General features: G+C 45.4%; 12 protein-coding genes. All 12 read right to left on the bottom strand.

Annotated elements, in window-relative coordinates:
- Positions 1–93: 93 nt before the first annotated feature.
- The gene (locus PODO_RS08280; protein ID WP_036684457.1) at positions 94–1,050 is read right to left on the bottom strand and encodes a 4-hydroxy-3-methylbut-2-enyl diphosphate reductase; all 957 of its coding nucleotides are present in this window, start codon (positions 1,048–1,050) and stop codon (positions 94–96) included.
- 59 nt (positions 1,051–1,109) lie between these two features.
- Positions 1,110–2,558, bottom strand: a complete 1,449-nt coding sequence (locus PODO_RS08275) for a sensor histidine kinase (protein WP_036684459.1) — start codon at positions 2,556–2,558, stop codon at positions 1,110–1,112.
- 1 nt (position 2,559) lies between these two features.
- Complete coding sequence (locus PODO_RS08270; protein WP_036684461.1) at positions 2,560–3,249, bottom strand: response regulator transcription factor; 690 nt, start codon at positions 3,247–3,249, stop codon at positions 2,560–2,562.
- A gap of 105 nt (positions 3,250–3,354) precedes the next feature.
- Positions 3,355–5,028, bottom strand: coding sequence for a S1C family serine protease (locus PODO_RS08265; protein WP_038569555.1), 1,674 nt, complete (start codon positions 5,026–5,028; stop codon positions 3,355–3,357).
- A gap of 237 nt (positions 5,029–5,265) precedes the next feature.
- Positions 5,266–5,919, bottom strand: coding sequence for a response regulator (locus PODO_RS08260; RefSeq protein WP_036684464.1), 654 nt, complete (start codon positions 5,917–5,919; stop codon positions 5,266–5,268).
- Between the two features lie 3 nt (positions 5,920–5,922).
- On the bottom strand, positions 5,923–6,999 hold the full coding sequence (locus PODO_RS08255; RefSeq protein WP_036684466.1) for a HAMP domain-containing sensor histidine kinase: 1,077 nt from the start codon (positions 6,997–6,999) through the stop codon (positions 5,923–5,925).
- On the bottom strand, positions 7,000–8,073 hold the full coding sequence (gene liaF / locus PODO_RS08250; protein ID WP_036684468.1) for a cell wall-active antibiotics response protein LiaF: 1,074 nt from the start codon (positions 8,071–8,073) through the stop codon (positions 7,000–7,002).
- A gap of 239 nt (positions 8,074–8,312) precedes the next feature.
- Positions 8,313–8,456, bottom strand: a complete 144-nt coding sequence (locus PODO_RS30985; RefSeq protein WP_156113077.1) for a hypothetical protein — start codon at positions 8,454–8,456, stop codon at positions 8,313–8,315.
- 146 nt (positions 8,457–8,602) lie between these two features.
- The gene (locus PODO_RS08245) at positions 8,603–9,202 is read right to left on the bottom strand and encodes a 3D domain-containing protein (RefSeq protein ID WP_170914212.1); all 600 of its coding nucleotides are present in this window, start codon (positions 9,200–9,202) and stop codon (positions 8,603–8,605) included.
- 385 nt (positions 9,203–9,587) lie between these two features.
- On the bottom strand, positions 9,588–11,528 hold the full coding sequence (thrS, locus tag PODO_RS08240) for a threonine--tRNA ligase (protein ID WP_036684469.1): 1,941 nt from the start codon (positions 11,526–11,528) through the stop codon (positions 9,588–9,590).
- A 506-nt stretch (positions 11,529–12,034) separates the two neighbouring features.
- Positions 12,035–12,205, bottom strand: a complete 171-nt coding sequence (locus tag PODO_RS30475; protein WP_036684471.1) for a type II toxin-antitoxin system antitoxin — start codon at positions 12,203–12,205, stop codon at positions 12,035–12,037.
- Positions 12,206–12,216: 11 nt separating this feature from the next.
- A complete protein-coding gene (locus PODO_RS08230) occupies positions 12,217–13,059 on the bottom strand; it encodes an SPFH domain-containing protein (RefSeq protein ID WP_038569553.1) in 843 nt (280 codons plus the stop codon).
- Positions 13,060–13,219 lie beyond the last annotated feature (160 nt).

The raw sequence follows: 13,219 nt of genomic DNA, 5'->3' as shown, positions 1-13,219 counted from the left end.
TTCGATAAAAAAGAGCACTTAACCTCGACTGACGAAGTTAAGCGCTCTTGTTGCAGCGTTCATAATATATAAGTTCGAGCCTAGCCCATTACATTAAGTAGTACTTGCACTCTTATTCTTAACCGGTGGCAGCAGCTTCGCCATATTCACAGTACGTTTAATCTCCCACGTCTCCGGATTAGCCGAATCATACTGATCTAAGTAGTTAATCACTTCTTTGGTGATAGGTGTAGGTGTGGACGCGCCAGAAGTGACCCCGACGATATTTACACCCTCTAGCCATTCTGTTTGGAGTTCAGACACATCAGAAATACGATGGGCAGGAACCCCAGCGATTTCTTCCGACACCTGTGCCAGACGATTAGAGTTGTTGCTTCGCGGATCACCGACAACAATCACCAGATCACATTGCCCTGCTTGTTCCGCTACAGCCTCTTGACGTACCTGGGTAGCCATACATATCTCATTATGCACTTCAGCACCTGGGAAGGTCTCCAGAAGCTTTTTCATGATATGTTTAATATCCCACTGGCTCATAGTAGTCTGATTCGTAATGACGATACGTGAAGAAGGGATGGATAACGTAGCAATCTCATCTTCTTTTTCAATCAGATGCACATGCTCAGGGGCAATACCCACAGCACCCTCTGGTTCCGGATGGCCTTTTTTGCCGATATAAATGACCTCATAACCATCATCTACTTTTTCCTGAATAAGATCGTGGGTCTTCGTGACATCAGGACAGGTGGCGTCGACCGTAGTCAGACCCTTGTCCCTTGCCATCTTGCGCACCTCAGGAGAAACCCCGTGTGCAGTGAATATAACAGTCCCACTATCCACTTTATCCAGAATATCCAGACGATTATGTCCGTCCAAAGTAATAATGCCATCATCTTCGAACGAATTCGTGACATGACTGTTATGAACAATCATACCCAGTATATAAATCGGCCGGGGAAGATCGAGATTTTGCGCAGCCTGCCGTGCCATAACCATTGCATCGACAACTCCGTAACAATATCCCCGGGGAGAGATTTTAATGACTTCCATGAGTTCACCAGCTTTCTGCTTTCATTGACCTCTGTAATAGGACACTTCTAAATTATACCCTATTCCAGCGGCGGAGCAAAGAGAAGCGGCAACCAGATGACAAAAGTAGTACCCTCACCTTGGCGTGTAACAACCTCCACAGACCCACCATGCTCGTCAATAATCCACTTAGCAATGGATAGACCAAGCCCAATCCCTTCCGTAATTCCACGCGATTCATCCGCACGATAGAAACGATCGAAGATATATGGAACCTCATCTTTATCCATACCAATACCTGTATCAGTGATCCGAATACCAACCTGATTCTGATAGAAAAGGGTATCCAAACTCACGATGCCAGAAGGCGTGTACTTAAAGGCATTATCAATAAAAATAAAGAGCATTTGCTGTAGATAATCTTTATTCCCAACTATATATTTGCCATTTAAGACTGACATATCACCTGTAACCCACTCGGCTTGACGCGGCAGGAAAGAGGCGCGGCGCGCAATCTCATTCATCATCGGTTCCAGTGCCACGGGCTCTATATCAAAAGTACGTCCAGTATCCGCACGCGCGAGCGAGAGCATATCCGCTACCAAGCGGCTCATACGCTTAGACTCGTCTGCGATATCCTGCACCGATTCAAGCGATAGCTGGCGAATCTCAGCTTCACTCATCTTCCCTTCTCCGGGTTCCATCTCCCAAACCTTTTGCAGCAGATCAATATTTCCGCGAATCGTAGTGAGCGGTGTCCGAAGCTCGTGTGAAGCATCTGAAACGAAACGGCGCTGAGCCGCATACGAATCCTCCAGCTCTGTGTAGAATCCTTCCATACGCCCAAGCATACTGTTAACGGTCTCAATAAGTCTTCCTATCTCGTCTGGCGGCCCATCGTATTCAATACGCGAGCTTAAATCATTCCCCGTCTGAATCCCATTCGCAGCTTCAATTACTTTGCCGATTGGACTCATGGATTTGCGCGCTAGGAACAAGCCGAAGGTAAATGCCGCGATCAGGGTAGCAAAAGAACCTACGAGCAGGATAGTTTTTAAACGCTCCAAGAGCTTATTCTGTTCACCTACATAGGTAGCCACTTGTAACACAGCAGCAGGATTATTTTTATAATTTTCCAATAGAATTGGCCGTTCATAAATCAGAAATTGATTGCCTTCAATTACAACATTACGAAATCCCTGTACAATTTTATCCCGCTCGGGATAATCAAATGCAAGATTACCATTTCTCATGTTTGTCGTTCGCTGCATAACCTTAGTATCATAAACATAGATCTGTGTATACGTATTAGAATTCTCAGGAGTTCTGACCCCATCCATCATTAGTTCACCGCTGTATAAATTGATACTGAAAAATGGAATGGTCTGCTCAGCTTGCACCTGGAGGCGATTCTTCAAGTCCCCATAAGTATTAAAATAAACAAAACCGTAAATTGCGGCTGATAAGGCCAGCAGCATAACGGCCAAAATCCCTGAATACCAAGCAGTCAGCCGCAATCTTATAGACATGTTAGTTGTCACCTCTTAGAATGTAACCGGCACCCCGGATCGTTTGAATGAGGCGTTTACCGCCATGCTCCTCCGTCTTTTGACGTAGCATAGCTATGTATACCTCAAGCACATTAGATTCACCGCTATAATCATAACCCCATATTTTATCCATGATCAGATCCCGTGAAAGTACACGTTTCGGATTTTGCATAAAAAGATGAAGCAGCTCAAACTCCTTCGCTGTTAGCTCCAGTCTTTTACCGGCACGGGTAACCTCACGTGAATCCACATCCAGCGTAATATCTTCATAAGAAACCGCTTGCTCTCCACCTTCACTTTGCTCACTCTTACGCCGAAGCAGCGCACGTACACGTGCAAGCAGTTCTTCCAAGGCAAAAGGTTTAACCAGATAATCGTCCGCGCCCAGATCAAGCCCTTTCACACGGTGCTCAATTTCATCCTTCGCGGTAAGCATGAGAACAGGTACATTACTGCCCCCTTCCCGCAGGCGGCGACATACTTCAAAGCCATCCACCTGAGGCATCATTACATCCAAAATTACCACATCCGGATCACTGCTCAAGATCGCCCGTAATCCATCCGCTCCATTCACCGCTGTTTTCACATCGTAACCTTCAAAAGCTAAACCTCTACGCAGCATAGAAATAATCTTTTCGTCATCATCAATAATTAGAATATTCGGTCGCATCAAGCAGCCCCCATTGTTCAGTTCTTTTTATATATTGTAGCAGTTTACATCACAATTAGACAAAAACGGAAGGGTCGCCCCTTCCGTGTGACTTACCGTCCGGTATTATTGCTGCTGACTTTGTTGTGTAGTCGTTGTATCAAAATCATTTTTGTTACCGATGGTAACTGAAAGATCCATGGTTTTACCGTCGCGCACAACATTTAATGTTACTTTATCACCAACTTTTAACGTTTGAATGAAAGTAATCAGATCTTGGTTGGTTGCATACTTCGTTCCATTCGCACCGGTAATGATATCGTAAGGGCGCAGATCAGCGGTATACGCTGGGGATTTATAGATGATATCTGCAACCACAGAACCTTCTTTAATATCCGTACCCATTTGCTTAGCAACCTCATCTGTAATCGTCATAAGAGTTGCACCAATGAAAGGTACCGGCTCTTTCGGAATGGCTTGGTTGGCTTCCAGTTTATCTACGACTTCTTTAATCGTATTCACAGCGATTGCGAAACCAATACCTTGAGAATCCGTGCTGACGGCTACGTTCATCCCGATTACCTGTCCATTCATGTTGAGCAACGGCCCACCTGAGTTACCCGGGTTGATAGAAGCATCGGTTTGCAGCAGGTTTTTGTAATTACGAGTTCCACTGCCATCTTCTTCGTTAATATCAATACTGCGTCCTTTTGCACTAAGAACACCGGAAGTTACAGTATGGTCGAAGCCTTGTGGGTTACCGATAGCAACCACTTCTGAACCTACCTTTATGCTATCCGAATCTCCAAGTGCTACGGTAGGGAAATCACTATCTCCTTCAATTTTAAGCACAGCCAAATCCAGATCTTTGCTAGAACCTAGCAGCTTCGCTTCATAAGGCTTGGTTACGCCATCCACGGTGACTTGGATTACATCAGCATTGTCAATTACGTGCTGGTTGGTCAAAATATAGCCGGATTTCTCATAAATGAAGCCTGTTCCAATTCCATAAGGGATAAGCTGTGATGAAGAATCCGATCCTGATTTGGAATCCTGTTCATTTTGTGAAGAACCATTTCCACTGTATTGATCCCCGAAGAAAAATTGTGAGAAGGGATCACTCAGATTCGGGCTGGATGAGCTTCCATTACGCGAATTAGATTTCACTAGTGTCTCAATCTTAACGACTGCTGGTCCCACCGCATCAACAACACCTGTCACATCACGAGATCCAGTCACCAAGGATGTAGTAGAAGTAGAAGGCGCAACACCTGCACTCTCGCCCGTTGTCTTCGCCGTTCCATTCGTTCCGGAGCTAGCAACAGTTGTAGCTGTATCTCCCGTAAACCAGTTACCTCTGTCTGCCATATACATTGAGCCCGAGAGAACGACCATACCGGCTAGGAATGATACCAGCACTGTTTTTAACGAGCTTTTTGGTTTTTTATTATATTGCCAGCCGCCGCCACCTTCAGAACCGCCACCGCCATTTCCTCCGCGGCCACCACCATTGCCATCATAACCAGTGGTACGAAGTGATGTGTTATATGGTAATGGCTTTACAGGCTGTGGAGGTGTAACCTCGACCCGTTCTGGCTCCATCCGATTGTAGTGCTGCGCGCCTCCGTCAGCGTTATTCTCATCTTTGTTCAAAGATTTAAAAGGTCCGTAAGAATAGTAGTAGGATGATGATCCTGTTTCAGATGAAGTATTATTATTGCTGCTATTGTTATTATTGTCCCATTCCCGATCTGGTGCTGGTCCATTGTCGCGATTGAAGTTGTTTTTGTTATCGTCCATGTTTATCTTTCCTCCTGCTTCCTGTCGCCGTGACAAGGATTAATTTGTTTTCATGTTCTTATTTTGTACTTTAAACCTTAAGGTCACATTAAAAACAATTTAAGCGCAGATAAAAGATATAGGCAAATGGGAGGAGATTATACAGGGAAGCAGAAAAAAGAAGCTCGGGCGCGAAAAAGGTCGCGGCCCGAGCTTCTAAAACCATTTCAAATAGTAATGCACCTTAGTCTACAAGTCCTACCCCTGAGCCCAGCCCTTCCGATGAGCGTAAATAGCCAACTGGGTACGGTCATCAAGCTCGCATTTCATCAACAGATTGCTGACATGCGTCTTTACTGTCTTGATGCTGATATGCAGCTCCTCACCGATATCCTTATTGGTCTTGCCCTCAGCTATAAGCAGCAGGACTTCCTTCTCACGCTCTGTTAAACCGGAGGAATCACCTTGCACGGTGCGCTGGCGTATACCACGGGTCAGCGCCTGTGACACATCACCCGTCATGACGGGCATGCCGCGGTAAGCCCCTTGCAGCGCGTAGATTAACTCTTCTGCCGACACTGTTTTGAGCACGTAGCTGACTGCACCAGCCTCTATAGCATCTACAACAAGATCATCCTCCAGGAAGCTGGTGAGGATCACGATTTTGAGGCCAGGAAATTCAGCCAGCACTGCTCTTGTGGTCTCGGCACCATTCATCACAGGCATCATCAAATCCATCAGCACGAGGTCAGGCAGACCTTCATGTCCACCAGCACGCAGCATCTCCAGCGCCTCTTGTCCATTCGCCGCCTCACCGATGACCTCGAATGTAGGCTCCAGCATTAGATATGTTTTGAGGCCCATCCGTACCATATCATGATCATCTACGAGCAACACTTTTATGACACTCATGCTCTACTCCTCCTCGTCCTGTGTATCTGTTCCTAACGATCTATTCTGCTCTAATTCTGGGTTCCCTTGAACAAACTTAGGAATATGTACACGGATCGTCGTTCCCGCACCCTTGCGGCTAATAATCTCCACTTGCCCACCCAGTTTCTCCGCGCGTTCGCGCATGGTGGTGAGACCGTAGGAGCCTTGTTTTTGCTGCACATGTTCAAAACCTTGACCGTCATCACTAATACTCAGCACAACTTGTCTTGATCCTTCACGCAGTGATAGGCTGACCAGTCTAGCTTCAGCATGCTTCACAATATTCGCCATCGCCTCTTGAATAATTAGGAACAGCTGATGTTCGATCGCTTCCGATAACTCGCCCTGAAGTTCGAGCTCCTTCATTCCTTTTAAGCCATTCTGGCGACAATAATCGGGAAACCATTTTTCCAGCGCCTCGAACAGATTTCGACCTTCCAGCTCCACTGGACGCAGTTGTGCAATTAATGCTCTCATTTGTTTTTGTGCCATCTGAGACATTGTAATCAACTGGTCCATGACCATTTGACCTTGAGCTTCATTGACCTTCAGAACTTTAGGCAGCGAAGAAGCGGACATATGGATGGCAAAAAGCTGTTGGCTCACCGTATCATGCAGATCCCGGGCCATACGCCTTCTTTCCTCCAACACCGCACTCTCCGCTGCCTGTTCCTTCTCAATAACCTCTTGTTCACCCAATCGCTGTAGAAGCTGCATCTTATTCTCAACCGTATCCATCATGACATTAAACTCGTGATACACTCGGGCAAAAGACTGATCGTCACTTTCTGGCATCCGTACGGACAGATTTCCTTTGGCTACCTGCAGCATATTCAGATCCAGATGATCAATCCGGCGCTGAATCCGCTGGCCTGCCATGTAGCCGATAACTACAGTGAACAACACAATCCCGAGACATAAGTACAGCCACATCCGATAATCCTTCACTTCGATATAACCAAGGCAAGTGCCTGCATACATCAATCCAGCGCTTACCGCTCCAGTGAGCAAAAAGTAAAACAACAGCAACCATTTGGTATTACTGAAGATTGTCCCCATCTAACCCACCGTTTTAACTTTAATGTCACCTATAAATGCACTTACATTTATACGGACTTTTTTGCCTGCTTCTTTATAATAAGGAGTCTTGCACTGTACACTGCTCATAAACCCACTGCGAGACTGATCCAGAACTTCCATATCCCCGATAAAAGAACTGCTGTTCACCGAGATGCCAAGATCCATATCATTCGGAATGTACACTTTAATGTCGCCTATAAAAGCGGAAATATTAATCCTCGTTTCGCCATAAGCAATTTGTGCATTCGTCAGATCCAGTACGGTATCGCCGATAAACTGCGAGATATTCGTGTTCTTCAGTTGGAAATGCTCGCGCCCCATGTGGACATCTCCGATAAAAGCAGAGCGATTGGTCGATTCCTTTTGATTATTTGATTCATGGAATTCCTCATGCCATTCACCATGTCTACGAGCATGACGCTCATGACGTTCCTGACGTCTGCGCTCGTGTCGTTCCTGCTTCTCTTGCCAACGTGCTTCAGCGCCGGACTTATAAGATCCTGTTTCGTCCTCATCGTCTTCTTCATCTTTTTGAAGATAGTCCTTCCAGTCGCGTTGACCAGAAGCCTTGCCGAATTTTTGCTCAAATTGTTCATCAAGTGTGGAATCCAGCGGTTTGGGCGGCTCCACATCTAGTGAGCTTTTTCCTGAAGGAAAGTGATCTGGTGGTGACGGTGGAGCTGGTGGCACAGGTGGTACTGAACCGCGTGGTTTAAAAATCACATAAAGTCCGCCGCCAATCAACATGACTGGAATGAACATTTTGAAAAAATCCCCGGCCGAAATATCAAACCAATCTAAATTCCGTCCAAGGAAAAACACTCCGATCGCCAGAAAGAAAAAGCCGCCGATAGGTGAAGAACCTTTTGATTGCTCCTCCCCTGTACCTAAAAGCCGTTTCATTCCCATTAGGATCAAGATAACCGGCCAATAATTCGAAATCAGGTAACCTAAGCTGAAATCAGTGTAACCCAATTGTCTCAGTAGAAACATAGCTCCAATCCCTATCAGGATCAGGCCGCCTAAAACCTGGCTGGTGAACCTTCTTTTCATGACTCATTTCCCCTTTAAAGTAGTGGAACGCTCTCTTCTTCAATCTTATAGCCTTAGTCTACAGGAATGAAGTGCTGAGAAACAGCGGCGAGAGAAGGAACTTCCCCTCAGTCTCTAGACTGAGATGAATGGGATAAAATTCTATTTACTTCATTATATATGAAAAAAGACTGTCCCTCAGTAATTAACTGATTTGGACAGTCTCTTTTTTTCAGCAGTCTTCTGCTTCAGTTAGCGCATTATTGTTGCGGTTTCTGAGCTGGTTTAGAAGTATTTCCACTTTGCTTAGTAGCGCCGTCATTCTCAACAGCAAACTCAGCATTGTATTTTTCATTTGGTGTTTTGTAATTTTCTTGTACTTTAGATTTCTTGTTATTGGCCACGGAATTCACCTCCTTTTCTCTTATGCAGCATAGAATATGCTTACTAAGAGAACATCTCGGAAGAGGCAATTGCTTTGCCCCAGTCCGTATTATGGCAAGGTGATGTCACTATTATGCATGACCAAGTGAAAATAAGTTCAATCCCATTAAATGGATTCTTCGAGCAGGGATTGCGGCACTGCTTTGTAAGTCTCAATCGCTTGGCTCAGCTTCTTCAGCATGACTTCCGTGCAAGTCCCGTTACCACGCTTAATGAGTTGAACTACAACCGATTTTTTGCCCCATTCCTTATACACCTGTTTCGTAGTAGCAAAATACAGATCAATCTTCCGCCCTTTAATAGCCGAGCCCGTATCAGCAACTATGGCGTATCCATAGCCCGGTATATAAAGAATACTACCCAACGGCAAAACCTTAGGGTCAGCAGCAATGGTTGAGACTGTATTCTTATCTCTGCGCACTTTTACACCTGAATAGGTGATTCCATATTCGGGATGCTTAGATGTTTTACCTGTAGATTCATAACCCGCAGTATAGCCAGTCGCCATTACTTTCATTGAAGTAATAATCTGGTCTTCCGCAGGAGCGGCTACAGGAATAGAATTTGGTAACTGTTTTGAGGATCCGCTGCCACCATTTGTTTTAGTGGTTGGAGCTTTGGTGCTCTGCGGTGCCTTTGTCGCTGCTGGTTTATTTTTTGTTGTTGCAGGTAATACAGGTGCGACGGAATGCGCCTCGTTTGACATTAGTGTGGCGCGGCCAGTCGCAAGAACGACCTTATCATCTGTGGTTCTCATAAACACAGAATTAGCTTTGGTATATTGCAACTCGTTCGATAGCGTTTTGTTAATATCCGTGTGCTGTAAAGTGTCTCCTGTCCCAATGGCCCCTGCTGCCTGTTGCTTAGATTCTGGAATGATTCCAGCAGCGGTCAATAGCAAAACGATGGTGACAAAAAGACACCAAAACCTCTGAAATATGCCCATTTTGTTCATGTGATAAACCTCCCCCTTATTAGCGAAGGTTTCCCGATTCACAAAATTTTATACATGAAGATCAGAAGTTGATCCTCATGGGCATATAACAGAGGTCTTATTTAGACGTAATTTTGGTGTTGTTAATTACAAGAAATTAGGAAATCACACGATCAGCAATTTCCTGAGACAAGAGCTCAATCACTTCTTGAAGCGGCTTAGCTCCAATGTCGCCTTCCCCGCGTTTACGGATGGAGACCGTCTGAGCGTTCATCTCATTCTCGCCAACTACGAACATGTATGGCAGTTTCTCAAGCTGAGCTTCGCGGATCTTATAACCCAGCTTCTCATTGCGGAGATCTGCCTCAGCAGAGATACCACGGCGACGCAGCTTGTCTGTAACTTCCTTGGCATAATCGTCGAACGCTGTCGATACAGGAATTACTTTAACCTGCTGTGGAGATAACCAAAGCGGCAGCGAGCCCGCAAAGTTCTCTAACAGGAAGGCAACGAAACGTTCCATAGTACCCAAGATTCCGCGGTGCAGAACGACTGGACGGTGTTTTTGACCATCATCACCGATATATTCCAGTTCAAAACGTTCAGGCAGCAAGAAGTCGATTTGTACAGTAGACAGAGTCTCTTCTTTACCTAATACAGTTTTAATTTGCACATCAAGTTTAGGACCATAGAATGCAGCTTCGCCTTCTGCTTCGTAGAACGGCAGTCCTGCTTCCTCTACTACCTCACGCAACATCCGCTGTGCAGTTTCCCACATTTCGTCATTCGCATAATATTTCTCTGTATCCTTAGGATCACGATAGGACAACCGGAAACGGTAGTCATTAATACCAAAGTCACTGTATACCTGTTTAATCAATTCGATTACACGAATGAACTCGCCTTTAATTTGGTCCAGACGGCAGAAAATATGGGAGTCATTAAGAGTCATCGAACGTACACGGTGTAAGCCAGTCAATGCGCCTGACATTTCATAACGGTGCTGGATACCAAGCTCAGCAATACGGATCGGCAGATCACGGTAGCTGTGCATCGAGCTCTTATAAATCATCATGTGATGCGGGCAGTTCATTGGACGAAGAACAAATTCTTCATTGTCGATAGTCATCTTAGGGAACATATCCTCTTGATAGTGCTCCCAGTGTCCTGAAGTTTTGTACAGTTCAACATTACCCAGAACTGGTGTGTATACATGCTGATAGCCAAGACTTGCTTCCAGATCTACGATATAACGCTCCAGAATACTGCGCAATTTGGCACCCTTAGGCAACCAGATTGGCAAGCCTTGTCCTACCAATTGATTAAATGTAAAGATTTCAAGCTCTTTACCAAGCTTCCGGTGGTCGCGTTTCTTCGCTTCTTCAAGCAGGCGAAGATGCTCATCAAGCTGAGCTTTTTTAATCCAAGCTGTGCCGTATACGCGTTGAAGCATCTTATTCTTGCTGTCGCCACGCCAGTAAGCACCAGCTACATTCATCAATTTAAAGACTTTGATCTTGGCAGTCGACGGCACATGCGGTCCGCGGCATAGATCGAAGAATTCACCTTGTTCATAGATAGAAATCACGCTATCTTCAGGCAATGCCTCGATCAATTCCAGCTTGTAAGGATCACCTAGCTCACCGAAAATTTCAAGTGCTTCCTTGCGGCTAACTTCTTTGCGCACGATCGGCAGGTTCTCCGAAATTATGCGGTCCATTTCCTTTTCGATTTTGAGCAAATCTTCAGGATTTAGAGGATGTTCCAGATCCATATCGTAGTAGAAGCCATCTTCAATGACCGGACCTACACCAAGCTTAACTTCTTTTGTTCCGAACAAACGTCTGACAGCTTGAGCCATCAAGTGAGCTGTACTGTGACGCATAACCTCCAGACCTTCAGGTGAATCCAAAGTTACGATCTCTACCAGTGCGCCCTCTTCAAGGGGAGTAGATAAATCTACAACGATACCGTTCATTTTCCCCGCTGCTGCATTTTTGCGCAGGCCACTGCTAATAGAAGCTGCTACATCATCAATACTGCTACCCTCTGCGTATTCACGGACAGAACCGTCCGGAAGCTTAATACTTACTGACATTGCTAATTCCTCCTTCATATAATTAAGCCTAACGGCCCTTTAACCTTTGCGGAACAATAATATCCACGCACACAAAAAAACGCCCGTCCCGCAAAGGGACGAGCGATTACACCCGTGGTTCCACCCAAATTCGATTCTCTCTAGCCTCCCTTGAAACCTCAAGCGGAGTGAAGATAGAATCCTTCGTAAGCATGGAGTAACGACCATGAACCGGCAGTTCTTACTATCCCATTGCAGGGAGTTCAAAACGGCAGCTACAAAGGGGTAAATCGAAAGCAGGATGCCGGAGGAAATTTCAGCCTAAGTTTCCTCTCTCTGAACGGTCCAGAACAATCAACTCATATCTTCGTCAATGCTGTTAACGTGAATTATGGAGTAATTATAAATCTGTCCTCTCTGACAGTCAAGTCAGAAAAGGGCCCAAAATGATAGAAACTCAGGCAGAAGACACACATAAGGACTGTTCTGGCAGCCAATACATGGATGCCGAAACAGTCCTTTTGTGGTTATTCCTCTCGCCGTTTTTTTTCAGGTAAGCGGCCTGCACGTTTCAAAGACTCACGCAACAAGTATTCGATATGTCCGTTTACGCTGCGAAATTCCTCTCCCGCCCATCGTTCCAGCGCCTCATGCAGATCCGGATCGATCCGCAGTGGAAAGCTTTTCTTGGCCGCCATGATGCACCGCCTTAGTACAACGAGCCGGCGTTAATGACCGGACTCGCTCCGCGCTCCGACACGATCGCAACCATCAGATTATTGATCATCGCCGCTTTGCGTTCCTCATCAAGCTCAACTACGCCGCTTTCTTTAAGCTGTTTAATCGCCATATCGACCATGCCTACGGCGCCTTCAACAATGATTTGACGAGCGGACAGAATTGCAGATGCTTGCTGACGTTGCAACATTGTACTGGCAATTTCTGTGGAATAAGCCAAGTGTGTAAGCCGCGCTTCAATGACCTCTACACCAGATATCGACAAACGTTCTTGCAGCTCGGTTGCCAATTCTTTAGCAATCTCATCTGCATTAGCCCGCAGGGACATGCCCGATTCATTGAAGTTATCATACGGGTATTTACTGGCTACATGACGCAGCGCTGTTTCACTTTGGATTTCCACAAACGCCATATATTTATCTACATCAAAAAGCGCTTTTGCAGAGTTAATTACCTTAAATACGATAACTGCAGCAATTTCAATCGGATTACCTTCCACATCATTAACCTTCAGCTTGACACTGTTAAAGTTACGCACGCGGAGGGAAACCGTCTTGCGCAAACTGAACGGAATGACTGCAAACAAGCCACTTGTCACGATAGTCCCTACATATTGCCCGAAAAAGGTAACTACGACCGACTTATTGGGCTGCACAACCGTAAAACTTGTACATAGAACTCCAGCTACAACGAACAGAATGACTGGCACTGCGACATACTCCTGAACAGCACCATAAATTCCTCCAGCTAAACAAACTGCAATCAATGCGAGAACCCAAAATCCACTGACAGGACGAAGCGTTTTCTCTTTCATAAAAGCACCCCCACTAGATATTCTTTTGATATGATTATGATATCACTTCTGGATAATAATGTGAATAGGTAAAAAGAAATTAAAAATGCTTTTCTGTTCATATTTCATATACTGCAGCTCTATCGGACCCCACAGTCGCTATTGCGCTAAAAACCAGCCT

It is taken from the genome of Paenibacillus odorifer (assembly GCF_000758725.1).
Lineage (GTDB): Bacteria > Bacillota > Bacilli > Paenibacillales > Paenibacillaceae > Paenibacillus_AQ > Paenibacillus_AQ odorifer.
This window is presented reverse-complemented; position numbering and strand designations above follow the sequence as displayed.

Coding starts and splice junctions, on each gene's coding strand:
- PODO_RS08280 (WP_036684457.1), bottom strand. CDS start 1,050: ATGGAAGTCATTAAAATCTCTCCCCGGGGATATTGTTACGGAGTTGTC.
- PODO_RS08275 (WP_036684459.1), bottom strand. CDS start 2,558: ATGTCTATAAGATTGCGGCTGACTGCTTGGTATTCAGGGATTTTGGCC.
- PODO_RS08270 (WP_036684461.1), bottom strand. CDS start 3,249: ATGCGACCGAATATTCTAATTATTGATGATGACGAAAAGATTATTTCT.
- PODO_RS08265 (WP_038569555.1), bottom strand. CDS start 5,028: ATGGACGATAACAAAAACAACTTCAATCGCGACAATGGACCAGCACCA.
- PODO_RS08260 (WP_036684464.1), bottom strand. CDS start 5,919: ATGAGTGTCATAAAAGTGTTGCTCGTAGATGATCATGATATGGTACGG.
- PODO_RS08255 (WP_036684466.1), bottom strand. CDS start 6,999: ATGGGGACAATCTTCAGTAATACCAAATGGTTGCTGTTGTTTTACTTT.
- liaF (WP_036684468.1), bottom strand. CDS start 8,073: ATGAAAAGAAGGTTCACCAGCCAGGTTTTAGGCGGCCTGATCCTGATA.
- PODO_RS08245 (WP_170914212.1), bottom strand. CDS start 9,202: ATGTCAAACGAGGCGCATTCCGTCGCACCTGTATTACCTGCAACAACA.
- thrS (WP_036684469.1), bottom strand. CDS start 11,528: ATGTCAGTAAGTATTAAGCTTCCGGACGGTTCTGTCCGTGAATACGCA.
- PODO_RS30475 (WP_036684471.1), bottom strand. CDS start 12,205: ATGGCGGCCAAGAAAAGCTTTCCACTGCGGATCGATCCGGATCTGCAT.
- PODO_RS08230 (WP_038569553.1), bottom strand. CDS start 13,059: ATGAAAGAGAAAACGCTTCGTCCTGTCAGTGGATTTTGGGTTCTCGCA.